The 25,375-nt window shown below is 69.3% G+C and carries 26 protein-coding genes; 16 read left to right on the top strand and 10 right to left on the bottom strand.

What is annotated here, in order from left to right:
* Nucleotides 1–287 precede the first annotated feature (287 nt).
* Nucleotides 288–728, bottom strand: a complete 441-nt coding sequence (locus ABZ348_RS06110; RefSeq protein ID WP_358929787.1) for a VOC family protein — start codon at nucleotides 726–728, stop codon at nucleotides 288–290.
* 727 nt (nucleotides 729–1,455) lie between these two features.
* Here ABZ348_RS06110 and alr point away from each other — a divergent pair.
* From alr to ABZ348_RS06090, 4 genes are all read left to right on the top strand, one after another.
* Nucleotides 1,456–2,673, top strand: a complete 1,218-nt coding sequence (alr, locus tag ABZ348_RS06105) for an alanine racemase (protein ID WP_358929786.1) — start codon at nucleotides 1,456–1,458, stop codon at nucleotides 2,671–2,673.
* 21 nt (nucleotides 2,674–2,694) lie between these two features.
* The gene (locus ABZ348_RS06100) at nucleotides 2,695–3,906 is read left to right on the top strand and encodes an alpha/beta hydrolase (protein WP_358929784.1); all 1,212 of its coding nucleotides are present in this window, start codon (nucleotides 2,695–2,697) and stop codon (nucleotides 3,904–3,906) included.
* Nucleotides 3,907–3,917: 11 nt separating this feature from the next.
* The gene (tsaE, locus tag ABZ348_RS06095; protein WP_358929782.1) at nucleotides 3,918–4,427 is read left to right on the top strand and encodes a tRNA (adenosine(37)-N6)-threonylcarbamoyltransferase complex ATPase subunit type 1 TsaE; all 510 of its coding nucleotides are present in this window, start codon (nucleotides 3,918–3,920) and stop codon (nucleotides 4,425–4,427) included.
* 199 nt (nucleotides 4,428–4,626) lie between these two features.
* Entirely contained in the window at nucleotides 4,627–4,863 is a 237-nt protein-coding gene (locus tag ABZ348_RS06090; RefSeq protein ID WP_358929780.1) for a hypothetical protein, read from the top strand.
* A 59-nt stretch (nucleotides 4,864–4,922) separates the two neighbouring features.
* Here ABZ348_RS06090 and ABZ348_RS06085 read toward each other — a convergent pair whose 3' ends face one another.
* On the bottom strand, nucleotides 4,923–5,474 hold the full coding sequence (locus ABZ348_RS06085) for a hypothetical protein (protein WP_358929778.1): 552 nt from the start codon (nucleotides 5,472–5,474) through the stop codon (nucleotides 4,923–4,925).
* A gap of 125 nt (nucleotides 5,475–5,599) precedes the next feature.
* Between ABZ348_RS06085 and tsaB the strand changes: the two genes are divergently transcribed.
* From tsaB to ABZ348_RS06065, 4 genes are read left to right on the top strand one after another with little or no spacing between them, the layout of a single operon-like run.
* Nucleotides 5,600–6,262: a tRNA (adenosine(37)-N6)-threonylcarbamoyltransferase complex dimerization subunit type 1 TsaB gene (tsaB, locus tag ABZ348_RS06080; protein WP_358929776.1), complete on the top strand. Its 663-nt coding sequence runs from the start codon at nucleotides 5,600–5,602 to the stop codon at nucleotides 6,260–6,262.
* 29 nt (nucleotides 6,263–6,291) lie between these two features.
* Nucleotides 6,292–6,759 carry a ribosomal protein S18-alanine N-acetyltransferase gene (gene rimI, locus ABZ348_RS06075; protein ID WP_358929854.1) on the top strand — a complete coding sequence of 156 codons (468 nt, stop codon included), beginning with the start codon at nucleotides 6,292–6,294 and terminating at the stop codon, nucleotides 6,757–6,759.
* On the top strand, nucleotides 6,759–7,922 hold the full coding sequence (tsaD, locus tag ABZ348_RS06070) for a tRNA (adenosine(37)-N6)-threonylcarbamoyltransferase complex transferase subunit TsaD (RefSeq protein WP_358929774.1): 1,164 nt from the start codon (nucleotides 6,759–6,761) through the stop codon (nucleotides 7,920–7,922). Before rimI ends, tsaD begins: the two co-directional genes overlap by 1 nt.
* Nucleotides 7,919–8,203, top strand: a complete 285-nt coding sequence (locus ABZ348_RS06065; protein WP_358929772.1) for a hypothetical protein — start codon at nucleotides 7,919–7,921, stop codon at nucleotides 8,201–8,203. The genes tsaD and ABZ348_RS06065 overlap by 4 nt, the downstream gene beginning before the upstream one ends.
* Nucleotides 8,204–8,230: 27 nt before the next feature.
* Here ABZ348_RS06065 and ABZ348_RS06060 read toward each other — a convergent pair whose 3' ends face one another.
* Complete coding sequence (locus tag ABZ348_RS06060) at nucleotides 8,231–8,953, bottom strand: TetR/AcrR family transcriptional regulator (RefSeq protein WP_358929770.1); 723 nt, start codon at nucleotides 8,951–8,953, stop codon at nucleotides 8,231–8,233.
* 81 nt (nucleotides 8,954–9,034) lie between these two features.
* On the opposite strand from ABZ348_RS06060, the gene ABZ348_RS06055 reads away from it, so the two are divergent.
* The 3 genes from ABZ348_RS06055 to ABZ348_RS06045 all read left to right on the top strand — a co-directional run bounded on the left by ABZ348_RS06055 (nucleotide 9,035) and on the right by ABZ348_RS06045 (nucleotide 12,257).
* Nucleotides 9,035–10,510, top strand: coding sequence for an MFS transporter (locus ABZ348_RS06055; RefSeq protein ID WP_358929768.1), 1,476 nt, complete (start codon nucleotides 9,035–9,037; stop codon nucleotides 10,508–10,510).
* Nucleotides 10,511–10,603: 93 nt separating this feature from the next.
* Entirely contained in the window at nucleotides 10,604–10,960 is a 357-nt protein-coding gene (locus ABZ348_RS06050) for a YciI family protein (protein WP_358929766.1), read from the top strand.
* 46 nt (nucleotides 10,961–11,006) lie between these two features.
* The gene (locus tag ABZ348_RS06045) at nucleotides 11,007–12,257 is read left to right on the top strand and encodes an RNA polymerase sigma factor (RefSeq protein WP_358929764.1); all 1,251 of its coding nucleotides are present in this window, start codon (nucleotides 11,007–11,009) and stop codon (nucleotides 12,255–12,257) included.
* Nucleotides 12,258–12,294: 37 nt separating this feature from the next.
* Here the strand turns inward: ABZ348_RS06045 and ABZ348_RS06040 are convergent, their stop codons facing one another.
* Nucleotides 12,295–13,476 (bottom strand): RsmD family RNA methyltransferase, encoded by a 1,182-nt coding sequence (locus ABZ348_RS06040; protein WP_358929853.1) that lies wholly within the window; start codon nucleotides 13,474–13,476, stop codon nucleotides 12,295–12,297.
* A 202-nt stretch (nucleotides 13,477–13,678) separates the two neighbouring features.
* On the opposite strand from ABZ348_RS06040, the gene ABZ348_RS06035 reads away from it, so the two are divergent.
* The 3 genes from ABZ348_RS06035 to groL all read left to right on the top strand — a co-directional run bounded on the left by ABZ348_RS06035 (nucleotide 13,679) and on the right by groL (nucleotide 17,173).
* Nucleotides 13,679–14,650 carry a polysaccharide deacetylase family protein gene (locus ABZ348_RS06035; protein WP_358929762.1) on the top strand — a complete coding sequence of 324 codons (972 nt, stop codon included), beginning with the start codon at nucleotides 13,679–13,681 and terminating at the stop codon, nucleotides 14,648–14,650.
* Nucleotides 14,651–15,106: 456 nt separating this feature from the next.
* A complete protein-coding gene (groES, locus tag ABZ348_RS06030) occupies nucleotides 15,107–15,415 on the top strand; it encodes a co-chaperone GroES (protein WP_329022280.1) in 309 nt (102 codons plus the stop codon).
* Between the two features lie 132 nt (nucleotides 15,416–15,547).
* Complete coding sequence (gene groL, locus ABZ348_RS06025) at nucleotides 15,548–17,173, top strand: chaperonin GroEL (RefSeq protein WP_358929760.1); 1,626 nt, start codon at nucleotides 15,548–15,550, stop codon at nucleotides 17,171–17,173.
* 129 nt (nucleotides 17,174–17,302) lie between these two features.
* Here groL and sigJ read toward each other — a convergent pair whose 3' ends face one another.
* The 5 genes from sigJ to ABZ348_RS06000 form a co-directional block, all read right to left on the bottom strand.
* Entirely contained in the window at nucleotides 17,303–18,187 is an 885-nt protein-coding gene (sigJ, locus tag ABZ348_RS06020; RefSeq protein WP_358929758.1) for an RNA polymerase sigma factor SigJ, read from the bottom strand.
* Nucleotides 18,188–18,297: 110 nt separating this feature from the next.
* A complete protein-coding gene (locus tag ABZ348_RS06015; RefSeq protein ID WP_358929756.1) occupies nucleotides 18,298–19,332 on the bottom strand; it encodes a hydroxyacid dehydrogenase in 1,035 nt (344 codons plus the stop codon).
* A gap of 57 nt (nucleotides 19,333–19,389) precedes the next feature.
* On the bottom strand, nucleotides 19,390–20,163 hold the full coding sequence (locus ABZ348_RS06010) for an SDR family oxidoreductase (RefSeq protein ID WP_358929754.1): 774 nt from the start codon (nucleotides 20,161–20,163) through the stop codon (nucleotides 19,390–19,392).
* A gap of 10 nt (nucleotides 20,164–20,173) precedes the next feature.
* Entirely contained in the window at nucleotides 20,174–21,685 is a 1,512-nt protein-coding gene (locus ABZ348_RS06005; RefSeq protein WP_358929752.1) for a multicopper oxidase domain-containing protein, read from the bottom strand.
* 184 nt (nucleotides 21,686–21,869) lie between these two features.
* Nucleotides 21,870–22,547 carry an MOSC domain-containing protein gene (locus tag ABZ348_RS06000; RefSeq protein WP_358929750.1) on the bottom strand — a complete coding sequence of 226 codons (678 nt, stop codon included), beginning with the start codon at nucleotides 22,545–22,547 and terminating at the stop codon, nucleotides 21,870–21,872.
* Nucleotides 22,548–22,628: 81 nt separating this feature from the next.
* Here ABZ348_RS06000 and ABZ348_RS05995 point away from each other — a divergent pair, with 81 nt between their 5' ends.
* Nucleotides 22,629–23,552, top strand: coding sequence for a LysR family transcriptional regulator (locus ABZ348_RS05995; protein WP_358929748.1), 924 nt, complete (start codon nucleotides 22,629–22,631; stop codon nucleotides 23,550–23,552).
* A 245-nt stretch (nucleotides 23,553–23,797) separates the two neighbouring features.
* Here the strand turns inward: ABZ348_RS05995 and ABZ348_RS05990 are convergent, their stop codons facing one another.
* Nucleotides 23,798–24,163 carry a WhiB family transcriptional regulator gene (locus ABZ348_RS05990; RefSeq protein WP_358929746.1) on the bottom strand — a complete coding sequence of 122 codons (366 nt, stop codon included), beginning with the start codon at nucleotides 24,161–24,163 and terminating at the stop codon, nucleotides 23,798–23,800.
* A gap of 429 nt (nucleotides 24,164–24,592) precedes the next feature.
* Between ABZ348_RS05990 and ABZ348_RS05985 the strand changes: the two genes are divergently transcribed.
* Nucleotides 24,593–25,204, top strand: a complete 612-nt coding sequence (locus ABZ348_RS05985; RefSeq protein ID WP_003948568.1) for a response regulator transcription factor — start codon at nucleotides 24,593–24,595, stop codon at nucleotides 25,202–25,204.
* The last annotated feature ends 171 nt before the right edge of the window (nucleotides 25,205–25,375 follow it).

Below are 25,375 nucleotides of genomic sequence, written 5' to 3'. Positions count from 1 at the left end.
CGTGACTCCTCACCGTCGGCGGCCCGAAGCTGATCCGTAGGCGTCAGCTCTGGATGCCGCCAACGCTTCCGGGGACACCCCCTGCGCGCCCCCAGAACACCAGCCAACAGCTATCGGGGTCCTCGGCCCGATCCACGAGCAGAGGTACGGAAGAGACACAAAACGGGCTGGAATACCCACCAGGGCCAGGCTGCCCCGGCGCGATCACGAAATGAGGTCCGGGGTGAGAGGGGCCTCCCCGCGCGGGCATCCGCATCTGGACCAGAACCTGGCCAAAGTGGCAGAAACTAGCCGATCCGTTCGGCCAGGGCGACGATGATCCCCGAAGGGCCGCGGAGGTTGCAGAGTCGATAGATGTTCTCGTACTGCGCCACCTCGCCGAGGAGTTCGGCGCCATGACGGCGCAGGCGGGTGATCGTGTCGTCGATGTCGTCGACGGCGAACATGACACGGTGCAGGCCCAGAGTGTTGGGTGGTGGGTTGAGCGGTCCGGCGGTGATTGCAGCGGGGGCGTGGAACTTCGTCAGCTCCAGCTTTCCGTGGCCGTCCGGTGTGCGCATCATCGCGATGGCGCTGCGGACCCCGTCGAGGCCGACCGTCTGGTCCGCCCAGACTCCCTCGATCTCAGCTTCGCCCTCCAACTCCATGCCGAGTTCGGTGAAGAAGGCGATGGCAGCCTTCAGGTCGTCGACGACGATGCCTACGTTGTCCATCCGCTGAATCGTCACGGGGTGCTCCTTGCTTCGTTGCGCAGCCGGTTCTGGCTACTGGTACCCCTGGGACGCAGTCGGTGCCTCATTCTCGCCACCTGGAAAGTGCGGATGCATCAGGTACTTCACCCTGCCGAGGGCGGACGGCTCGCGATGACCGCCCTGGTGTTCTGGAGCGGCACGCACTCACAGCCCTTCCCCCTGTACGTCACCTCGTGGATCAGATCCAGTGTTCTTGGCCCTGGTGGGTGTTCCAGCCCGTTTTGTGTCTCTTCCGTACCTCTGCTCGTGGATTGGGCCGAGGACCCCGATAGCTGTTGGCTGGTGTTCTGGGGGCGCGCAGGGGGTGTCCCCGGAAGCGTTGGCGGCATCCAGAGCTGACGCCTACAGATCAGCTTCGGGCCGCCGACGGTGAGGAGTCACGCCCGAAAGCACCCCCACCACCCGCACCCCACCCCCAACCCCGCACCCGGACCCCCAAAACCCGCACACCCCAAAACCCGAGCAAACCCAGCCCGTCCGGCGCTTGAGGACGGAACCCTCAGCCCCCCAAGGCTGAGCCCAACAAACGGGCCCCACCCGGAACAAGCCGGCACCCCCGTACCTCATCCCCGGGCAAGGGCCCAGCCCCGGGCAAAGGCCCAGCGCCAGCCCTCCCAGCCTGTCCGGCGCTTGAGGACAGAACCCTGCCACCCCCAAGGCAGGCCCCAGCACGAGCCACCCCCTCTCTGAGAGACTGGAGCCGATGACCCAGACACCACCACCTCCTCGTGACACCCCCCGTCCCCGCCCCCGCGCCCGGGCCGAGATCGATCTTGCGGCGCTGCGGGCCAATGTGCTTTCGCTGCGGGCGCGGGCGCCCCGGGCCGCGTTGATGGCCGTTGTGAAGTCGGACGGCTATGGGCACGGTGCTCTGCACTGTGCGCTCGCAGCGCGGGAGGCCGGTGCCAGTTGGACGGGGACGGCCACCCCGCATGAGGCCCTCGCCCTGCGGGCCGCGGGTCTGCCGGGGCGGATCATGTGTTGGTTGTGGACGCCTGGTGATCCGTGGCGCGAGGGCATCGAAGCCGACCTCGACATGTCGGTCAGTGGGCTCTGGGCGCTCGCAGAGGTCACTGCCGCGGCCCGTGAGGTCGGGCAGCCGGCGCGCATTCAGTTGAAGGCCGATACGGGCCTCGGCCGCAATGGTTGCCAGCCCGCGGACTGGCCGGAACTCGTCGCCGCCGCGCTTGCCGCCGAAGCCGAGGGCACGGTCAAGGTCACCGGTCTGTGGTCGCACTTCGCATGTGCCGACGAGCCCGGGCACCCCTCGATCGCGGCCCAGTTGGACGTGTTCCGGGAACTCGTCGCGTACGCCGAGAAGGCTGGTGTCGAGCCGGAGGTGCGACACATTGCGAACTCCCCGGCGACGCTCACCCTCCCCGAGTCGCACTTCGATCTCGTACGGACGGGCATCGCCATGTACGGGGTGTCGCCCGCGCCCGAGTTGGGGACCCACCAGGCGTTGGGGTTGCGGCCGGTGATGACTCTGGCCGCTTCGGTCGCCCTGGTGAAGCAGGTCCCCGCCGGTCATGGGGTGAGCTACGGGCACCACTACGTCACCCCGCGCGAGACGGAGCTCGGGCTGATTCCGCTCGGCTACGGGGACGGCGTCCCGCGTCATGCGTCGGGCCGTGGCCCGGTGTTGGTCGGCGGTGAGTGGCATCGCGCGGCGGGGCGGATCGCGATGGACCAGTTCGTGGTGGATCTCGGCCCGGCCGGGGGCGTGGGCGGTCAAGGGCGTGGGCACAAGATCGAGGAGGGGGCCGATGCGGTGCTGTTCGGTCCTGGTGATCGCGGCGAGCCGTCGGCCGAGGACTGGGCGCAGGCGGCGGGCACCATCGCGTACGAGATCGTCACCCGTATCGGGTCGAGGGTTCCGCGCGTGTATCTGCACGAGGGCGTCGGTACGGACGTCTCGTAGGTCGAAGAGGGGTACGGCACGGTGAGCGAGACCAGCACGGGCGATGCGGTCGTGGCGGCGGCGGGTGCTGCCGCGTCGGGCCATTGGCGCCGGGCGGGAATCGCCGGTGCGGCGATAGGGGTGATCGCTGCGGGGGCCGCGGCGGGCGTGGCCATCGAGCGGCTCACCGTGGGGCGCGGTATGCGCAAGAAGGCGCGGTTGGCCCTGGACGCCTCGGGCCCGTACGGCGCGTTGCGCGGCACCCCGGGCCGGGCGAGCGCCGATGACGGCACCCAGCTGTACTACGAGACGGACGACCTTGACCCGGAGGCCGCCGGTCCGCGTCGTCGTCGGATCTTCGGCCGTAGGTCTCCCGCGCCGGTCACAGTCGTCTTCAGCCATGGCTACTGCCTCAACCAGGACTCCTGGCACTTCCAGCGGGCAGCCCTGCGCGGTCTGGTCCGTACGGTCCACTGGGATCAGCGCAGTCACGGTCGTTCGGCCCGTGGGTCGGCGCAGTCGGGGCCCGATCGAGCGCCGGTCTCCATCGACCAGTTGGGCCGCGATCTGAAGGCGGTCATCGATGCGGCGGCACCTGAGGGGCCGCTGGTGTTGGTGGGGCATTCGATGGGTGGGATGACGGTGATGGCGCTGGCGGACCAGTTCCCGGAGCTGATTCGGGATCGGGTGGTTGGTGCGGCCTTCATCGGCACGTCGAGCGGTCGGCTCGGAGAGGTCAACTACGGGCTTCCGGTCGCCGGCGTCAATGCGGTGCGCCGGGTGCTCCCGGGTGTTTTGCGGGCACTCGGCTCACAGGCGGAGCTGGTGGAGCGCGCCCGTGGGGCGACCGCGGACCTCTTCGCCGGTCTGATCAAGAAGTACAGCTTCTCGTCCCGGGACGTCGATCCTGCGGTGGCCCGGTTCGCCGAGCGCATGATCGAGTCGACTCCGATCGACGTGGTCGCCGAGTTCTATCCGGCCTTCGACGAGCACGACAAGGCGGACGCACTGCCGGCCTTCGCCGACGTGCCCGTCCTGGTGCTGGCCGGTGACCGGGATCTGGTCACCCCGAGCGGACACAGTGAGGCGATTGCCGATCTGTTGCCGGGCGCGGAGCTGGTGATCGTCCCGGACGGGGGCCATCTGGTGATGCTGGAGCACCCGGAAGCCGTCACCGACCGCTTGGCCGACCTCTTGGTGCGGGTGGGAGCGGTGCCCGAGAGGGCCGACGCCACCGGTGCCGGCAGCGGCTAACGTTGGGCGGCATGGAAGCACCGCAGAGCACGGCGGCCGGGACCGCCGTCGCACACATCGCCGTTGATTCCCCGGAGCAGATGCAGGACCTCGGGCGGCGGCTGGCGAAGATGCTGCGTCCGGGTGATCTGGTGATGCTCACCGGTGAACTGGGCGCGGGCAAGACGACGCTCACCAGGGGCCTGGGGGAGGGCCTGGGGGTGCGGGGAGCGGTCACCTCGCCGACCTTCGTCATCGCCCGGGTCCATCCGTCCCTGACCGGTGGCCCGGCCCTGGTGCACGTGGACGCCTATCGTTTGGGTGGGGGCCTGGACGAGATGGAGGACCTGGATCTCGACGTCTCGCTGCCGGATTCGGTGGTGGTCGTGGAGTGGGGTGACGGCAAGGTCGAGGACCTATCGGATGATCGCCTCCATGTGGTGATCCACCGGGTCGTGGGCGACACGGACGACGACCGGCGGCAGGTGACCTTGACGGGGTACGGGCCGCGTTGGTCCTCCGTTGACCTCGGTGCGGCCTGAAGGACCGCCGGAACTTACGCTCCGTAACCATCTGCTCATCGCGGTGTCGATCGATTCTCCGACCCGTTGGCAGGTTCGGTGGATATTCCGACAAGACGTCGGCAAAATATTGCGCATGCCGTGCCGAGCGTGGTCACATGGCACGGAGACGTGGTTAGGTTTGCCTAACCAGTCTGCCCCCGGCGATCCAGGAGGCATCATGCCGGCGTATCCGCGTGAGTCCGAGCCAGCGCAGCAGCCCACCGCCGAGCCCCTGCCGTCGTCGCGCGCCGTGCCCGGTCGGCCCGCGTCGATCAGACCGTCGTCGACGGCGCCCTCGATGTACGACCTGCTGGCGTCGTGCACGGCGGCCAGGGCGATCTCCACCCCGCCACGTGAGGCGGACCCCGCCGTTCCTGCGATCGTCAACCGCAGAGAGCGCCGCGACGCCGCGTAGTCGTATCCGGTGGTCTGCACCCGCCCGCAGCCCCACTGGTCGGACCGGGAGGGAAGGTCCTAGGGCACCACGATGATCTTGGTGCCGATGGTGGCGAAGCGCCACATGGCGTCGCCGTCCGCCCGCTTCATCCGTACGCCACCGGTCTTCTTCGACGGGTCGGGCGCCGCCATCGACCCGTTCACCGCCGCGCTGAAGCCGATCGGTACGTCATTGACGTTCGCGAACCGCACGACGTGCTCGATCGCCGTTCCGTCCGAGCCGTTGACCTGACCCGATCGGGAGGTGACCGCGTACGCGCCGGGCGGGGGATTGATGGGTGACGGCATCACCGGGAACGTCGTGCTGACCTTGTTCCCCGCCGTGACCAGCCAGACGCGGCGCTCGCTGAGTGCGTACACCACCCGCAGTCCGGACCCCGAATTCACGGGCAGGGCCAGCGGGTCCTTCTTCTGCTGCTGTGGGTTCTCGGCGCTGGGCAGCGCGCTAGGGGTGCGCGGCTTGCCCAGGTCATCCGGAGCGCTCGCCGACGCCTGGTAGGCGAGGAAGCAGACGGCGGTCAGGGCTGCTGCCGTGAGCCCGGCCACCAGTCCCGAGCTGCTCCGTGCCACCGTGCTCCACCCCTCGCCGATTCGTGTCAGTTCTTCGGATGAACATCTTCGGGGCGACGGTAGCAGCCACCGCCCCCCGAGGGCGGGGCGCCGTGCCTGCCGCGCGGGAGCCGTAGGCTGTTCGCGTGCTCTTGCTTGCCGTGGATACCGCCACTCCCGCCGTCACCGCCGCGCTGCACGACGGCAGCTCCGTCATCGCCGAGTCCAGCCGTGTGGACGCGCGCAGGCACGGCGAACTGCTGCTGCCCGCCATCGACCGCGTGCTCGCCGAGGCCGGGTTGAAGATCGACGCCGTCACCGCCGTGGTCACGGGCGTCGGCCCGGGCCCGTACACCGGCCTGCGGGTCGGTCTGGTGACGGCTGCGACCTTCGGTTCGGCGCTGGACGTGCCTGTCTACGGACTGTGCACGCTCGACGGCCTCGCCCATGCCAGCGACTTCGACGGCCCCTTCGTGGTGGCCACCGACGCGCGCCGCAAGGAGGTGTACTGGGCCCGTTACGACGCCTCGGGCAATCGGGTCGGCGAACCGGCGGTGGACCGGCCCGCCGACATCGCCGAGCAGGTCGCGGGCCTGCCCGCCGTCGGCGCCGGCGCCCGGCTGTACCCGGACGTCTTCCCCGACGCCCGCGACCCCGAGCACGTATCGGCCGGTGCCCTCGCCTCCCTGGCCGTGCGGAAGCTGGCCGGGGGCGCCGAGGAAATGGACTTCCTCCCGCCGCAGCCGCTCTACCTCCGCAGGCCGGATGCGCAGGTGCCCAAGAACTACAAGGTGGTCACCCCGAAGTGACCGCCGCACCGGACCCCGTACTGCGCGAGATGCGCTGGTGGGACCTTGGCCCCGTACTCGACCTGGAACAGCGCCTCTTTCCCGAGGACGCCTGGTCGCCCGGGATGTTCTGGTCCGAGTTGGCCCATGCCCGCGGGCCGCAGGCCACCCGCCGCTACGTCGTCGCCGAGAGGGCCACGGACACCGGTGAGGGTGAGATCGTGGGATATGCGGGTCTCGCCGCGGTCGGCGGCCTCGGCGACGTCCAGACGATCGCCGTCGCCCCCGCGGCGCAGGGGACCGGGCTGGGCTCCCGGCTGCTCTCCGATCTGCTGCACCACGCCACCGCCTTCGAATGCGACGAGGTCTTCCTCGAAGTTCGGGTGGACAACACCAGGGCCCAGAAGCTGTACGAGCGCTTCGGCTTCGAGCCCGTGGGATTCCGTCGCGGCTACTACAAGCCGGGCAATGTCGATGCGCTCGTCATGCGGCTCCATCTGCAAGGGAATGGTCACTGATGGTTGACGAACCGCTCGTACTGGGCATCGAGACCTCCTGCGACGAGACCGGCGTCGGGATCGTCCGGGGCACCACACTGCTCGCCGACGCCGTCGCCTCCAGCGTGGACACCCACGCCCGGTTCGGCGGTGTGGTGCCTGAGATCGCCTCCCGGGCGCATCTGGAGGCGATGGTCCCCACCATCGAGCGCGCCCTGAAGGACGCGGGCGTCTCGGCCCGCGACCTCGACGGGATCGCGGTGACCGCGGGCCCCGGACTCGCGGGCGCTCTGCTGGTGGGGGTCTCGGCGGCGAAGGCGTACGCGTACGCACTCGGCAAACCGCTGTACGGCGTGAACCACCTGGCGTCCCACATCTGCGTCGACCAGTTGGAGCACGGCAAGCTCCCCGAGCCGACGATGGCGCTGCTGGTCTCGGGCGGGCACTCCTCGCTGCTGCTGGCGCCGGACATCACCAGCGATGTCCGGCCGCTGGGCGCGACCATCGACGACGCCGCCGGCGAGGCGTTCGACAAGATCGCCCGTGTGCTCGACCTCGGGTTCCCGGGCGGACCCGTCATCGACCGGCTGGCGCGGGAGGGCGACCCACGGGCCATCGCGTTCCCCCGCGGACTGTCCGGCTCCCGTGACCCCGCGTACGACTTCTCCTTCTCCGGGCTGAAGACCGCGGTGGCGCGGTGGATCGAGGCCAAGCGGGCGGCGGGCGAAGAGGTGCCGGTGCGCGATGTGGCCGCGTCCTTCCAGGAGGCGGTCGTCGACGTGCTCACCCGCAAGGCGGTGCGCGCCTGTGTGGACGAGGGTGTGGACCATCTGATGATCGGCGGCGGGGTGGCCGCGAACTCCCGACTGCGGGCCCTCGCCCAAGAGCGCTGCGAGCGGGCCGGCATCCGACTGAGGGTGCCGCGACCCGGTCTGTGCACGGACAACGGCGCGATGGTGGCGGCACTCGGTGCGGAGATGGTCGCGCGCAACCGTCCGGCGTCGGACCTTGAGCTGTCGGCGGACTCCTCGCTGCCGGTGACCGACCCCCATGTCCCGGGCCGCAACCACGCCCACGACGACACCCACGACCACGGGCATGACCACGGGCATGACCGTGCACCCGGCCATGCGCACGATCACGATCACGTGCATGAGATCAGCAAGGACAACCTGTACTCATGACCGCCCCCAAGACGACCGTGGTCGCGCTGATGTGGGAGGCGCGGGCGGTACGCGAACGCGGGGCGGAACTGCTGGAGTGGGCCCGTGCGCAGGAACTGCCGGCGCAGCCGCTGCGGCGCGAATCGTTCAAGGCGGGCCAGGACCGGGTGCTGGTGATCACCTGGTGGGAGGCCGTTGACGCGGCTGCGGCGCTACCGGAGCTCCCGGAGCCGGCGGCGGACCTGATCACCAGGCCGGTGCACCGGTGGCGGTTCGAGTCGGTGGGCGTCGACCCGGCGTAGCGCCGTCGGTGACCCGTAGGAGTGGTGTCAGTCGAGCGGGTGCGGATGCGTCGGCCCATCGGGGCGGGTGTGCCGGGCCCGGCTCAGCAGCCCGTCGACGATCGCCTCCAACTGCTCCCGTACCTCGTACTCCCCGAGCTTGTTCCACTGCGGCGCCAGTTCCGTCAGCCGCGGTAGCTCCTCGGCGTCCGCGTCGGTGAGCATCGCCGGGAAGTTCCACCGCCGCTCCGGTTCGGCTTCCCGCCGGGCCATGGCCGCCGTGAAGACGAGGTTTCCGTACACGAAGTGCCAGATGGTGCGGTACGTGCGGACGGCCTGCTCAGGGGTGAGTCCGCACGCGATCGACGACTCCAGGATCTCCTCGGCCATCCAGAGCGCACCCTTGTCGGTGAGATCGCCCAACGCCAGGATCTCCACGACCCACGGCAACTGCGCCAGCACCGCGTGCATATGGACGGACGTGTCGATCAGCCGCTGTCGGGGATCGGCCGGCAGGGCGGGGCGCGGGAAGGTGGCCGCGACGCCCGAGAGCGTGAGCATCAGCAACTCGTCCTTGTCGCGCACGTAGTGGTAGAGGGCCATCGGCGTGCTGCCGACCTCCTTGGCCACCCGTCGCATGGAGAGCGCGGACACCCCTTCCTCCTCGACGATCCGGCGCGCGGTGCTGACGATCGTCTCGGGGTCGAGCCGACGCGGACGCCCCACGGCCTTCTTGCCGACCTTGCCTGCGGGCTTCTTCTCTGCTGCCACCTGCGTATTCTCCCGCTCCTGTTTTCTATACGCGTATAGTAATGTGCGGTCCTGCCCAGGGCATACCGGGAAGGGGAACCCATGAACGACCAAGCGCGACGCACGCGCTGGGTGTTGACAGTGGCGCTCATCGTGCAGTTCCTGGTGGCGCTGGACATGTCCGTCGTCAATGTGGCGCTGCCCGACATGCGCGACGACCTCGGCTTCACCCCCGACGGCCTGCAATGGGTCGTCGGCGCCTACGCGCTCACCTTCGGCGGGCTCCTGATGCTCGGCGGCCGACTGACCGACATCCTCGGCCGACGCCGCATCCTCGTCGCCGGACTCGTACTCTTCGGCGGGGCGAGCCTGATCGGCGGCCTCGTCCAGTCACCCGGCGCACTGATCGCCGCCCGTGCGGTCCAGGGCATCGGAGCAGCCGCCCTGGCACCCGGCGCCTTCACCCTGATCACCGTCACCTACCCGGCGGGGCCCGAGCGCTCCAAGGCGCTCGGCATGTGGGGCATGGCGGGCGCCGCGGGCGGTGCCGTGGGCGTACTGGCCGGCGGGCTCCTCACGGACGTCGCCGGCTGGCGAGCCGTGATGTTGGTGAACGTTCCCATCGTGGTCTTCGCACTCTTCGGAGTCGTACGGGCCGCACTGCCCGTCGCCCCGGACCGCGCCACCGGGCCCCGACTCGACGTCGCGGGCGCGCTGCTGGTCACCGCGGGCATGTCACTGCTGGTCCTCGGCGTCACCCGTACCGAAGCACACGGCTGGAGCGCCCCCAGCACCCTACTGACCCTGGGCGCCGCGCTCGCTCTGCTGGTCGCCTTCGCCCTGGTCGAACGGCGGGTGCACGAACCGCTGCTGCGGTTGGGACTGCTGGCGAACCGTCCCGTACTCGGCGCGAACCTCTTCTCGCTGCTCCTCAGCTCCACCCAGTTCGCATCGTTCTACTTCTGCTCCCTCTACATGCAGCAGGTGCTCGGGTACGGGGCGTCCAAGACGGGTGCGGCGTTCCTGCCCTTCTGCGTGGGAGTGGTCGCCGGCTCGCTGATAGGCACCAAGGCGGTCGCCGTCGTCGGTATCCGTCTGCTGCTGGTGGCGGGTGGGCTGCTCGGGACGGCGGGGATCGCCCTGTTCGCGATGACCGCCACCCCCGACGGGAGCTTCGCCCTCTCCATCCTGGGGCCGTCGCTGCTCGGCAGCGTGGGCATCGGACTCTGCTTCATACCGCTGGGCACGGCGGCCACCAAGGACGTGGTGCCGAGTGAGGCGGGCATGGCGTCGGGGCTGCTCAACAGTTCGCGCCAGATCGGTGGCTCGCTCGGGTTGGCGGCCCTGGTGACCGTCGCCGCTTCGATCAGCGCGGGAAGCAGTACGCCGGCGGCGCTGGCCGAGGGCTATCGGGCGGCCTACTGGGTCTGTGCGGGACTGTTGGCACTGGCCTCGGCAACGGCGATGGCCCTGCTTCCGGGCCGCGACCGCCCCACCGCGACGGCCACTGCCGCCGTCACCGACCGTACGCCCGCGGCTGCTTGGCGTGATCTTCAGAAGAATTCAGAAGAATTCTGAGAGCGGTGTCGATCCGACCGGTTCCCGTTCGACATAGGGGTGAGCGGTGGGGAAACGACCCCGCCGCCGACCCGGAAGAACCGAGGAGCCACCATGCCGCGCTTTTTGACGATGATCCGCATCGACGAGAACAACATCCCGGCCGAAGGTCACAGCCCGGAGATGGGGGAGCGCATGGGCGCGCTGCTGGAGGAGATCACCAAGGCGGGCGTCATGCTGGACACCGCAGGGCTCACCCCCAGTGCCGAGGGCACCAAGGTCACCTGGTCCGGTGGCAAGCTCAGCTACACCGACGGCCCCTTCACGGAGAGTAAGGAGGTCGTCGGCGGCTACTCCATCATCCAAGCCAAGGACAAGGCCGAGGCGGTCGAGTGGACCAAGCGGTTCCTCCAGACCCACGACGACGTCTGGACCGTGACCGCCGAGGTCAGGCAGATCGCGGAGAACTGATCCAACCGCGCTTGCCCGTGCCCGCCGCTGCTGTTGTGATGAGGCGGTGACGGTAGCGGGCGCGGTGGAAGCGGTGTTCAGGATCGAGTCGGCGCGGCTCATCGCCGGTGCCGCCCGAATCGTTCGGGACGTGGGCATCGCCGAGGAGATCGCGCAGGACGCCCTGGTCGCGGCGCTGGAGCAGTGGCCCGAGTCAGGTGTCCCGGACAACCCGGGCGCCTGGCTCATGGCCACGGCCAAACACCGGGCGATCGACCTCGTCCGCCGCAAGGAGAACTACGCCCGCAAACTGGCCGAGGTCGGGCGCAGCCTGGAGGACGTACCGCCGCCCGAGGTGTCGGGGCCCGGTGACATCGACGACGATCTGCTGCGGCTGATCTTCACCGCCTGTCATCCGGTCCTGTCCACGGACTCCCGGATCGCCCTGACCCTTCGACTCCTGGGCGGGCTCACCACCGAGGAGATCGCCCGTGCCTTCCTCACATCCGAGGCGACGGTCGCCCAACGCATCGTGCGGGCCAAGCGATCACTGGCCAGGGAAGGCGTCGCGTTCGAGGTGCCGTACGGGCCGGATCGCGTCGCCCGCCTCGGTTCCGTGCTGGAGGTCATCTATCTGATCTTCAACGAGGGCTATGCGGCCACCACGGGCGACGACTGGATACGCCCCGCCCTCGCCGAAGACGCCCTGCGGCTGGCCCGCGTGCTGGCGGGCCTGATGCCCGAGGAGTCGGAGGTGCACGGACTCGCGGCCCTGCTGGAGATCCAGGCGTCCCGCATGGGGGCGAGGGTCGGCCCGGACGGGGCGCCGGTCCTCCTCGCCGACCAGGTGCGCACCCGCTGGGACCGGTTGCTCATCCAGCGCGGCTTCTCCGCACTGGCCAACGCGAACGCACTGGGCGCAACCCCCGGCCCGTACATGCTCCAAGCGGCCATCGCGGCCTGCCACGCCCGGGCGATCCGCTACGAGGACACGGACTGGGCCACGGTCGCCGCGCTCTACGGCCAACTCGCGACGCTCGTCTCGTCCCCGGTGGTGGAGTTGAACCGAGCGGTCGCGGTCTCGATGTCCGAAGGCCCGACAGCCGGCCTCGCCTTGGTGGACGCCCTGGCCGCCGAACCCGCCCTGAAGGAGTACCACCTGCTGCCGAGCGTACGGGGCGATCTACTGGCCCGACTGGGCCGACCCGACGAGGCCCGCGAGGAGTTCCACCGGGCGGCTGCCCTGACCCGCAACGAGAGGGAACGGGAACTGCTGCTGGCTCGGGCTGCGGGGGCGGGGGACGCGGGGCACGGCTGATCTCGATGGTTCCCGGGGGAACGAACACCCCCAGCTCTCAAGCCGGGTGGCCGAGCAGCATCGAGGGTGCGCCGGCGGCTCGGGTCAGGAAGACCGTGGCTGCGTTCGGGCCCTGTGGTTTCACCCGGCGGCGCAACTCCTCGGGTTCCACGGCCGATCCGCGCTTCTTGACCGTGAGGTTTCCGACGTTCCGGCTGCGCAGCAGGGCCTTGAGCTTCTTCAGGCTGAACGGCAGTACGTCGGTGATCTCGTAGGCCGTGGCGAACGGGGTGGGGCGCAGTTCGTCCGATGTGATGTACGCGATGGTCGCGTCGATGAGGCCGCCGTTGAGCTCCGCGGCCACCTCGGCGACCAGATGGGCGCGGATGGCCGCGCCGTCGGGCTCGTACAGATAGCGGCCCACCGGGCGCACGGGGGGATCGGGCAGGTCGTGCGAGGGCAGGGTGTGGGTTCCGGGCAGCAGGGTGGCGGAGATCCGGGGCGAGGCCGGGGTGCCGTGCCAGAGCACGGCCTCCTTCACGTCCCCTTCGTCCGAGATCCACTCGGCCGAGAAGTCCGCGGGCACCAGCTCGTGCGGGATGCCGGGCGCGATCTTGAGTGCCGCACGGGGGCGTGCGCGGGCTGCCTCGATCGCCCAGGAGAGGGGTGGTGAGTACACCTCCGGGTCGAAGATCCTGCCCCGGCCGCCCCGGCGGGCCGGGTCGACGAAGACCGCGTCGTACGGGTCGGTGTCCGTCTCCGTGACGTCCTGGCAGCGGACCTCGATGAGCTCGGTGAGGCCGAGGGCTCGTGCATTGGCCTGGGCGGTCGCGGCGGTGAGCGGGTCTCGGTCCACGGCCAGTACCCGTACGCCGGCGCGGGCCAGTGCGATGGCGTCGCCGCCGATGCCGCTACAGAGATCGGCGACGCTCTGGACGCCGAGTGCGGAGAAGCGGGCGGCACGGTGTTCGGCGACCGTCCGCCGGGTCGCCTGTTCGACTCCGTTCGGCGTGAAGTACATCCGGTAGGCGTCCTCGGCTCCGAATTTCGCGACCGCCCGTTGGCGCAGTCGTGCCTGTCCGAGTGCTGCCGAGACCAGCTCGGGCGGGTGCTCGCGGCGCAGTCGGGTGGCGATCGCCAACTCCTGGGCGGGGGAGTGGTCGCGCAACTGCGTGAGCAGGGCTTGGCCCTCGTCCGTGAGGAGCGCGGAGAGTGAGGAGAGGTCGTTCACCCGGTCCATTGTGGGCCAGGTGGGGGACGGGTTGGGGTCGGCGGCGGTGTCGGCGTGGTGGGGCGGAGGGTGGCTGACAGTATCCAGCGCCATGCAGCTAAACCGACAAAACGTAAAGAATCTACTCGAAATCACTGAAGTGAGTGGTGGGCTCTCGACCTTGCCGGGCAGACGGGTGAACCGACCCGGTGGCCCGTCCGGCACGGGAGGCGTGCGCCGGCGGAGAGGACGGTTCCGTACGGGGGGTGCGATCGGCGTCGTGCTGCTGGTCTGTCTCCTCGGCTCGGCGTGCGCGGGGGCCGCCGAACAAGGGAGTGGCCCGCGCCCGGGGCAGCCGGCGAAGGAGGACGCAGGCGCAGCCGGTGCGTTGGCCGAAAAGGCCCAACGGGTCGAGAAGGCGCAACGGGCTGAACAGGCGCAACGGGCGGAGAAGGCTGCGCAGGCCGAGCGAGCTGCGAAGGCTGCGCAGGTCGCCCGGGTGGCCGCCGCCAAGAGGTGGGGCCTCGCCCGTACCCCGCTCACCGCCCCCGCCCCGCCCGCGATCAAGCCCGAGCTCACCACCCGCAAGGGCTTCGAGGTCGAGGGCGGCGATTCGCTGCCGCCGGTCTTCACCACGGTGCCGGTGACGGAAAGGGTGGTCTTCCTGACCATCGACGACGGCACGGAGAAGGACCCCGAACTCCTGCGGATGATGAGCGAGCTGAAGATTCCCTACAGCGCGTTCCTCAGTGACTACGTGATCGACGACAACTACGGCTACTTCCGCCAGATGCGCGACCGCGGAGTGGCGCTCCACAACCACACGCTCAACCACCGCTACATGCCCGGCCTGTCCTACGGCGCGCAGAAGCGCGAGATCTGCGGTCAGCAGGACAAACTGGCGAAGCTGTACGGGAAGCGCCCCGCGCTCTTCAGGCCCCCGTACGGCAACTACAACCAGGACACCCTGCGGGCCGCGCAGGCGTGCGGGGTCACCGCGGTGCCGCTCTGGGCGGCCGAGGCGTTCCCCGATCGGATGGAATGGCGCGAATGGGACCGGGACCTGCACCCCGGCGACATCATCCTCACCCACTTCCGGGGCCGTGAGGACTGGGACGGCACCATGACCGACATGATCCGTCAGGTGATGAAGACCGTGACCGAAAAGGGGTACGCGGTGGCCCGCTTGGAGGACTACGTCTGAGCAGGGCGACCGCCTTCGCCGCGCGCACTGCTCGTTCGATCGCCGCATCGGCCCGCCCCGTACCGGGCCGAGCTCGCCCCGCTTCCCGTCGGCCGCCCCGGGGGCGGATGCTCCGACGCGGCCGATCCACCCGGTGGACAGGTGTCATCCGCAGGTGTGACGTGTTGGCGAAAACCTGTCGCCGAATGCTTGACCGGCGCCATCGGAAGCCCCTGACCAGGCAATACGGTTAAGCGGAGGTGGCGCGCCGACAAGGAGAAGAGGGCGTCGGACCCGCCAGCATTGGCACTCCGCTTGACCGAGTGCTAATCGCAGTCATAGTCTCGGCTCTGGCACTCCCCACTGGAGAGTGCCAGCACAGCGACAGGCAGGTCCGGCACCCGCGACGACGGATCGATCTGGTCGCCACCCAAGATCAGTTAACCCCGTGAGATCTCCGAAGGGGGAGGTCGGATCGTGACGACCACCAGCTCCAAGGTTGCCATCAAGCCGCTTGAGGACCGCATTGTGGTCCAGCCGCTCGACGCCGAGCAGACCACGGCCTCTGGCCTGGTCATCCCGGACACCGCGAAGGAGAAGCCCCAGGAGGGCGTCGTCCTTGCGGTCGGCCCGGGTCGCTTCGAGAACGGCGAGCGTCTTCCGCTCGACGTCAACACCGGCGATGTCGTGCTCTACAGCAAGTACGGCGGCACCGAGGTGAAGTACAACGGCGAGGAGTACCTCGTCCTCTCGGCCCGCGACGTGCTCGCCATCGTCGAGAAGTAGGACGGGTTTCCGGGTCGCGCCCGGAACACTTCATACCCCGTTTGTTATTGAGCTGCGCCCCTGGCCCCCGCTGACATCCATATCCGGGCGCTAGGGGCGCAGTTCGTCTCAGAAGAGGACAGAAACGCTCCCATGGCGAAGATCCTGAAGTTCGACGAGGACGCCCGTCGCGCCCTCGAGCGCGGCGTCAACAAGCTTGCCGACACGGTCAAGGTGACGATCGGCCCCCGTGGCCGCAACGTCGTCATCGACAAGAAGTTCGGCGCCCCCACCATCACCAACGACGGTGTCACGATCGCCCGTGAGGTCGAGCTCGACGACCCGTACGAGAACCTCGGCGCCCAGCTGGTGAAGGAGGTGGCGACCAAGACCAACGACATCGCGGGTGACGGCACCACCACCGCCACCGTGCTCGCGCAGGCGCTGGTCCGCGAGGGCCTGCGCAACGTCGCCGCCGGCGCCTCCCCCGCCTCCCTGAAGAAGGGCATCGACGCCGCCGTCAAGGCCGTGTCCGATGAGCTCCTGCGCAGCGCCCGTCCGATCGAGGACAAGGCCGACATCGCAGCCGTCGCCGCCCTCTCCGCTCAGGACCAGCAGGTCGGTGAGCTGATCGGCGAGGCGATGGACAAGGTGGGCAAGGACGGTGTCATCACCGTCGAGGAGTCCAACACCTTCGGTCTGGAGCTCGACTTCACCGAGGGCATGGCCTTCGACAAGGGCTACCTCTCCCCGTACATGGTCACCGACCAGGAGCGTATGGAGGCCGTCCTTGAGGACCCGTACATCCTGATCAACCAGGGCAAGATCTCGTCCATCCAGGATCTGCTTCCCCTGCTGGAGAAGGTCATCCAGGAGGGTGGCTCCAAGCCCCTGCTGGTCATCGCCGAGGACGTCGACGGCGAAGCCCTCTCCACCCTGATCGTCAACAAGATCCGCGGTCGTTTCAACGCCGTGGCCGTCAAGGCCCCGGGCTTCGGCGACCGTCGCAAGGCGATGCTCCAGGACATGGCCACCCTCACCGGTGCCACCGTCATCTCCGAAGAGGTCGGCCTCAAGCTCGACCAGGCCGGTCTGGACATGCTGGGCACGGCCCGTCGCGTCACGGTCAGCAAGGACGACACGACCATCGTCGACGGTGCCGGTGGCAGCGACGACATCGCCGGTCGCGTCAACCAGATCAAGGCCGAGATCGCCTCCACGGACTCTGACTGGGACCGCGAGAAGCTCCAGGAGCGCCTCGCGAAGCTGGCCGGCGGCGTGTGCGTGATCCGCGTCGGTGCCGCCACCGAGGTGGAGCTCAAGGAGAAGAAGCACCGTCTGGAGGACGCCATCTCCGCGACCCGCGCCGCGGTCGAGGAGGGCATCGTCTCCGGTGGTGGCTCCGCGCTCGTTCACGCGGTCAAGGTCCTCGCCGACAACCTCGGCAAGGAAGGCGACGAGGCCACCGGTGTCGCGGTCGTCCGCCGCGCCGCCGTCGAGCCGCTGCGCTGGATCGCCGAGAACGCCGGCCTTGAGGGCTACGTCATCACCTCCAAGGTCGCCGAGCTCGACAAGGGCCAGGGCTTCAACGCCGCGACCGGCGAGTACGGCGACCTGGTGAAGGCCGGCGTCATCGACCCGGTCAAGGTCACCCGCTCCGCCCTGGAGAACGCCGCCTCCATCGCCTCCCTGCTGCTCACGACCGAGACCCTGGTCGTCGAGAAGCCGGCCGAGGAAGAGGCCGACGCCGGCCACGGTGGTCACGGTCACTCCCACTGACGCACGCACCCCTCGTACGTCGGCGTAGCGGCCCACCGGCCGCCGCGCCGCTCGTACGGTGGTGGTGAGCGCAGTACCGAGCCGGGTCCGGTGCTTCCGTCGCGGAAGCACCGGGCCCGGCTCGCGCGTTCACTGCCCCGGGAACCCGGGCAGCGTCAGTTCCAGCCCGCCGAGCCGCTCCGGATCGGCGAGGATGTGGATCGCCACGATCTTTCCGCCCGTGATGGTCAACCCCATCACCGACAGCGGCTGTCCACCGGGTGCGGTGAGCACTCCCGCACCGCCGTTGACCAGCACCGGATGCGCGTACTGCGCGTACTGCCGGAACAGCATCGCCTGATCCGCCACCTTCCGCGCTCCGCGCACCTCCTTCGAGGCCATCATCGGTGCGCTGCCGACATCCGCCCGCAGTACCACGTCCGGATCGAGCAGGGCCACCAGCGCATCGAAGTCACCACCGCGTGAGGCGGCGAGGAACGCTTCGAGCACGGCGCGCTGGCGGGGCAGGTCGTCGGGTATCGCGGTGGTGCCGCGCACCCTGCGCCGGGCCCGGCTGGCGAGTTGCCGGGTGGCCGCAGGCGACCGGTCCACGATCGGGGAGATCTCGTCGAACGGCATACCGAACATGTCGTGGAGCACGAAGGCGAGCCGCTCGGCAGGGCCCAGGGTCTCCAACACCACCAGCAGGGCCAGTCCCACCGAGTCCGCCATCAGCGCCTCGTGCTCCGGGTTGCTCGCATCTTCGTGCTGGACGACCGGGTCGGGTACGCGGACGTCGATGGAGTCCTCACGGCGTGCGGTGCGCGAGCGCAGCATGTCGAGGCAGACCCGTCCCACGACGGTGGTCAACCAGCCACTGAGGTTCTCGACCCCGGCCGCTTCGGTGCGGTGCAGCTTCAGCCACGCTTCCTGAACCGCGTCATCGGCTTCGCTGAGCGAGCCGAGCATTCGATAGGCGACCGCCTTCAGCCGCGGTCGGTCCGCAGTGAAGCGTTCCGTCAGAAAGTCATCCATGCATCCGCTCCTGCTCCGCCGTCCGTTCCGTTGGTATGACGAATCCGCCGGGGCGCATGTGACAGCCCCGCCCCGGATCGGTCACCCGCGAACGCCGTGCGCGGCAGCCGTCACGCGGAGTGGTCGAGCGTCCCGATCGGTACGGACCCCGCGAACGGTAGCCCCCGGCCGAGGCGTTCCAACTCGTCCAGGGCGAAATCCGCCATGCGGTGCAGCTCATTGCCGAGCGATCCGGCCAGGTGCGGGGTGAGCAGGACGTTCGGCAGGTCGTAGAGGGGCGAATCCGCGGGCGGCGGCTCGCTCTCGGTCACGTCGAGGACCGCGTGCAGCCGCCCCACGGACAACTCGTCGATGAGCGCCCGTTCGTCGACGAGGGACCCACGGGAAGTGTTGATCAAGGTCGCCCCGTCCGGCATCAGGGCCAGGCGCCTTCCGTCGATCATCCGACGGGTCTGCGGCACCTCGGGGGCGTGTACGGAAACGATGTCGCTGGCACGGCACAGCTCGTCGAGGTCGACCCGGACCACACCGAGGGCCTCGGCATCGTCTGCGGTGCAGTAGGGGTCGTACAGCAGGACGCGCAAGTCGAACGGGCGGAGCAGTTCGATCACCCGGCGGCCGATGCGGGACGCCCCGACGATCCCCACCGTACGGCCGTAGTTCCCCACGTCGGCGAAGGCGTCGAGCTGGTCGCCGGTCGAGCGCGACCGTGCGTACCGCCGGGCGGATGCGAGGACTCCCTTTCCGGCGAAGAGGATCGCCGCGAGGGTGTACTCGGCGACGGGCAGTGCATTGACGCCCGCGGCGGACGACACGGTGATTCCGCGCTCCCAGCAGGCGTCGGTGATGTGGTGCTTCACGGAACCCGCCGCATGGACGACCGCCCGCAGCCGTGGTGCACCTACCAGCGCGCTGGCGGTGAGCGGGGGAGCGCCCCAGCAGGTCAGGAGGGCATCGGCCGAGGCGAGCGCGGTCACCACGGCGGGGGACGGATCGGTCAGATCGTGGGCGATGAGCGTGGGGTCGGTGCGGGCGATGGCGGTGAGCCGTTCCCGGTGGCGCCGGGTCAGGAGCCGTTCGGCGACTCCCGGTCCCATGGCCAGCAGGACCCGGGGGCGATCGTCGCCGGTGTGGTGCGCGTGCATGGTGGAACCGGACTCCCTGGGGACGGTCGGGGTGGACGGCTGGTGCGAGCCGTTTCCCTACTGCGGTCCGTACTTGCGTCCGGTCTTGTTCGTGAGCCCCCCGAGCACGCTGCGCGGCGCCAACTTCACGAGTCCCATCAGCGCCTTGTACCGCGGGTCGGGGACCGAGACGGTCTTGCCCCGCGCCAGGTCCGCCAGGGCCGCTTCCACCAACTTGTCCGCGTCCAGCCACATCCAGCCCGGGATGTTGTCCGTCCCCATCCCCGCCCGCTGGTGGAACTCGGTCCGTACGAAACCCGGGCACAGCGCCATCAACCGCACCCCGGACCCGGCGAGGTCCCGGGCGGCTCCCTGGGTGAACTGCACCACCCACGCTTTGGAAGCGCCGTAGGTCCCCCGGGGTACGAAGGCGGCGACCGACGCCACGTTGACCACCCCGCCCCGACCGCGTTCCCGCATCGGCTCGGCGGCGGCCGAGGTGAGCCGCAGCACCGCCTCGCAGTGCACCTTGAGCATCGTCAACTCGTCCGCCATGGAGACCTGGAGGAAGTGCCCCTTGTTTCCGAAGCCGGCATTGTTGACCAGCAGGTCCACCGGACTCTTCGGGTGACCGAGCCGCTTCTCCACCGCGGAGATGCCCGATTCCTCGGAGAGGTCGGCGGTCAACACCTCGGCTTCGATGCCGTGGCGGTCGTGCAGTTCCGTGGCCTGCTCCTGCAACCGCTTCGTGTCGCGGGCCACCAGCACCAGATTGTGTCCATCGGCGGCGAGCCGCCGGGCAAAGGCGGCGCCGATGCCCGCGGTGGCTCCCGTGATCAGTGCAGTCGTCATATGCGGCACGTTAGTGCCCCGTGTGGGAGTCCGGTGCACCCACGGTCCCGGCTTTCTGTCCCTTCTCGACGACCACGAACTGACCCATCATTCCCAAGTCTTCGTGGTAGAGCAGATGACAGTGGTACATGTACGGCGTGTTGGGGTCGGCCGGGCCGTCGAACCGCATCGCCAGCTTCACGGTGGTGTTGGGCGGGACATAGACGGTGTCCTTTGCGCCCCGCAACTCCGGCGGCGGCTGTCGACCGTCGATCTCCAGTATGCGGAACTGCACGTCGTGGACATGAAAGTTGTGCGGGGTGCCGTGCTCATTGCGGACGGTCCAGGTCTCGGCCGTGCCCCGGGTGACGGTCAGATCGATCCGGTCCATCTTCATCTCGCGACCGTTGATGCTGCTGGTCACCAGACCGAAGTACCGCTCCCGCACCGAGTCCGAGCCATCGGGCACTTCCGGCTCGGCCAATGCGGACGGCAGTTCGGGCGACGGCCGAAGGGTCTTGTCGGCCCGCAGTTCCAGAATGTCGAACGTGTCGTCGCCACCGGCGAACCGCCGCTGCCAACTGCTTCCGTACCCCTCGTGCGGGAAACTCCGGAGCACTGCGCGCTCGCCCGGTTCCATGCGTACGACTATCTCCGCGCGTTCGCCGGGTGACAGCTTGAGGCGATCGAGCCTCAAGGGCTCTTCCCGTAGTCCGCCGTCGGTCGCGATCATCGAGAACGGGCGGTCGTCGGAGAATCCGAAGTCGTAGATCCGTGCGGTGGAGGCATTCAGCAGCCTCAGCCGGATCAGTTCGTCGCTCACCCTTCGATAGGGATCGAGGGTGCCGTTGACCATCGTCCGCTCACCCAGGAACCCCGTGTTGCGAAGGAGTCGGCGGTCGAAGTCGAGTTTCCCGCCGTCGAGGGTCACGTCCTGCACCATCACCGGGAGGTCGTCCACCCCATAGGTCTTCGGCAGGGCGAGGGGGGCTGAGACATCGTCATCGAGCAGGAACATCCCGGCGAGACCGCGCTGTACGTGCTGCGCGGTCTTGCCGTGGGGGTGCGGGTGGTACCAGAGGGAAGCCGCCGGCTGGTCCACCGTCCACTCCGGAGTCCAGGTGGCGCCGGGGGCCACCATCTGGTGCGGGCCTCCGTCCATCCGCGCTGGCAGGTGCATCCCGTGCCAATGGACGGTTGACCGCTCGTCCAGGGTGTTCTTGATGCGGACCTTCACCTTGTCGCCGCGCTGGGCGCGCAGGGTGGGTCCCAGATGGGCGCCGTTGAAGCCCCAGGTCGTGCTCTTCTTGCCGGCGGCGAACTCCTTCCGACCGGACTGCATGGTCAGGTCAAAGACCTTGGTGCCGTCCGCCGCTACGGTCGGTTCGGCCAGCGGGGGTATGACGAGCGCGCGGCTGAAGCGGGTACCCGCCGTGGAGACGTCGGCGCCCGCGTAGAGCCAGGTCGCGGCGGCTCCGAGAACGGTCGCGAGCACGGCGACGACCGTGACGGTGACGATGAGGACGCGCTTGAGCCGAGGCATGGCAGTAGCGTTCCGATCACCGACCGCTGCGGGCATCGGGGGCAGCCCCCAGTCATCCCGGAGAGCGGCGCCGCCGTCCCCTCGGGGATCTCCCCCACGGTCACCCGCGGTCGACAGCCGGGCCGTTCGTGCTCCGGGCCCGACTCCGGGCGCGTGTCCCTGACGCGGGTCTCAGGCGCAGGTCTCAGGCGATGCCCCTCTTCTCCATGTACTCCCGCGCCGTGGTGAGCAGGCCCAGGTGGAGCGCATCGCCCGCGGCCAAGACCTTCGGCAGCAGCGCCCGCTCGGTGGTCCCGGCACGGAACGCCATAGTGACCGTCACGTCGTGGTCGGGGCGGTGGACGATCTCGATCGCATCGCCGGCCCGGATCTCCCCGGGTTCGATCACCCGCAGATAGGCACCGGGCGCGGCCTGCTGTGTGAAGCGCCTGACCCAGCCCTTCTCGTCCAGCCAGGACGCGAACGTCCGGCACGGCACCCGGCCGTGGGTCACCTCAAGGACCAACTGACCGCCGATCCGCCAGCGCTCGCCGATCAGTGCACCGTTCACATCGAGACCGGTCGTCGTGAGGTTCTCCCCGAAGGAGCCGTTGGCGAGGGGACGCCCCAACTCCGCCTCCCAGAAGTCCAGATCCTCACGGGCGAACGCGTACACCGCCTGGTCGCTGCCGCCGTGATGACGCAGATCGCAGACGGTGTCCCCCGCCACCCCACTGCCTCCCACGCCTCGTGGCCCCGGCTCTGCCACGCGTACCGCGCCCGCGCCCTCGACGGGGCGCTTGTCGATCCCGGTGTGGCCCCCCGGAGTGGCGGTGTAGTCGACGGCCAAGGGTTTGCCCACATTCACGGTCAGCAGCTTCATGGCCCATACGCTAATCGCTGCAATCTCAAATGAAACAGGCGATAATTGCCGTTACGTCCAAGTGTCACTTATATTGAAGAAATGATCGAGGCCCGACACCTTCGAGTGCTGCGCGCGGTGGCCACGACCGGCTCCTTCTCCGCCGCGGCCCGCACCCTGGGCTGCACCCAGCCGGCAGTCAGTCAGCAGATGAAGGCGCTGGAGACCTCCGCGGGCACCCCCTTGTTGATCCGTACGGGGCGTGAGATGCGGTTGACCCAGGCCGGGGAGGCGCTGGTGCGCCATGCGTCCGGCATCCTGGCGGGCCTCACGGCCGCCGAGGAGGAGGTCGCCGCCATCGCGGGGCTGCGGGCGGGCCGGGTTCGGCTGGTCTCGTTCCCCAGCGGCAGTTCCACCCTCGTCCCCGCTGCGCTCGCCGCACTGCGCGCCGCGCACCCCGGCACCCGGGTCTCGTTGGTCGACGCCGAGCCGCCGCGTTCGGTCGAAATGCTCCGCGACGGCGACTGTGATGTCGCCCTCGCCTTCCGTTACGGGAAGGGGGCGGACGGGGCCGGCGGTGAAAGTTCCGGCGATTCGGCCGAATGGGACGATCTGGTCGTTCGGCCCCTCCTCACGGACCGCCTGGTCGGGCTGGTGCCGGAAGGGCACCGCCTGGCGGACGCCGGCACGGTCACCATCGCCGATCTCGCGGACGAGCCCTGGATCGCGGGCTGCCCTCGGTGTCGGCGGCAGCTGGTCGAGGTCTGTGACGCGGCCGGATTCACCCCCCGCATCGACTTCGCGACCGATGACTCACCCGCAGTGATCGGCCTGGTCAAGGCCGGTTTGGGTGTTGCGGTACTCCCGGAGCTCGCTTTGGAGACAGTGCGGCTCAAGGGCACGCGCACCATCACGCTCGACCCGCCCGTCGCCCGTGAGATCGTCGCGCTCACCCTCCCCGACCTGGCACAGGTGCCGGCGGTGGCGGCCACCCTGGACCAGTTGTCGCTCGTTGCCTCCTGCTGACGGGGCGGCTCGGTCCGGCTCGGCCGGGTCGGTCCGCTGCTCCGTATCCGTATCCGTATCCGTAGCTTCGGCGCGGCCGTTCGCGGTGTCCGTGAGCGCACCACGGCCCTGCCCGGCCGGTCCGTCGGTCGGCCGTGCGCAGACCCCGGAGGATCTCCGATGGAGAGATCCGTAGCGGGATCGGCGGGATCGGCGGGATCGGCGGGATCGGCGAAGAAACGTTTCTGCGAGATCTGGAGCGGGTGTCAGCCCCGCCCTGCCCCCGCCGTCGCTCCGGTGGTGCTTCCCGTGGTGTCCGCGCTGTGGGAAGCACCGGTCGACGGAACCAGGCGATGGCGCGCGCGACCCATCAGTTCCTCGCGTTCGTCCTCGGTCAGCCCGCCCCAGACGCCGTACGGCTCCCGTACGGCGAGCGCGTGTGCCGCGCACTCCGCGCGGACCGGGCATCTCATGCACACCTCTTTCGCCGAGTTCTCGCGCGCACTTCGCGCCGCGCCCCGTTCGCCTTCGGGGTGGAAGAACAGTGAACTGTCCACCCCGCGGCAGGCCGCTAGGAGCTGCCAGTCCCACAGGTCGGCGTTGGGTCCGGGAAGGCGGGAGAAATCTGCCATAGCGCTTGCCCCTTGAAACCGTGCTGAGTTGTCGGTCGGTTGGCGCACGAGTGGGGGATACGAGTCGTATCCGACACCGCACCATGCCCCACGACCGTACATCTACTATCTAAGTAGATGTAAATATGACTCATTACGAAACTAGCCACATAGAGCATCTAAAGTGAAGAAAAGCCGCTAAATGGGGCATAACGCTTGAATGAAGAACCGTTCCCGCGGTTCGGGCGCGCCTGTGTGCGGGCCCTCACATAGAGTGCCGAAGAGGGCTGTCCAACCCGTAACTCTTTCGAGTGACCGTCGTTGGTAGGGCTGAGGCGGTTGAAGGAATAGGTGCTCGGGCACATGTCCGAGTGCGTTCAACCGCACAGGTGACGAAACGTACCCAGCCTGGAGGCACAAGGTGACGCGCATCAGCTGCGGAGGGCGGCCATGACATCCGTCCTCGTCTGCGACGACTCCCCGCTTGCCCGAGAGGCGCTCCGCCGCGCGGTTGCCACCGTGCCCGGCGTCGAGCGTGTGACGACCGCGGCCAACGGCGAGGAAGTCCTCCGCCGCTGGGGCGCGGACCGCTCGGACCTGATTCTGATGGACGTACGGATGCCCGGTCTGGGCGGTGTGGAGACCGTGCGCCGTCTGCTGTCGGCCGATCCCGGCGCCCGGATCATCATGCTCACGGTCGCCGAGGACCTCGACGGGGTCGCGCTCGCGGTCGCCGCCGGAGCCCGTGGCTATCTGCACAAGGACGCATCGCGCGCCGAACTGCGGGCCACGGTCACCCAAGCGCTCGCCGACCCGACCTGGCGGCTCGCCCCCCGGCGGCTGCGCTCGGCCGAGATGGGTGCCGCACCCACGCTCACCGCGCGGGAGATCCAGGTCCTTGAGGGCATGAGCCACGGCCGGTCCAATGCGGAGATCGGCCGTGAGCTGTTCCTCTCCGAGGACACGGTGAAGACCCACGCACGCCGGCTGTTCAAGAAGCTGGGAGCCTCGGACCGGGCGCACGCGGTGGCTCTCGGATTCCGCTGGGGCCTGGTCCGCTAGGTCGGGTCGTCACACTCCCGTCTGCCTGTCGTGCCCTGGCGCGCACTCCCCCCGGGCCCGGCGGCACGGGAGGCGTCCCCGAGCGGCGTTGTCGTCGGTCGCCCATGACCCCCTGTGCCCGGCGGGTACGGGAGGTGCCCCCCATCGCTTGGGCCTCTCCCTCCGCCTTGC

Origin of the sequence: Streptomyces sp. NPDC005963, from assembly GCF_040638655.1 — a bacterium.
Lineage (GTDB): Bacteria > Actinomycetota > Actinomycetes > Streptomycetales > Streptomycetaceae > Streptomyces.
Note: the sequence above shows the minus strand (reverse complement) of the source record. Positions and strands in the feature narration are given on the sequence as shown.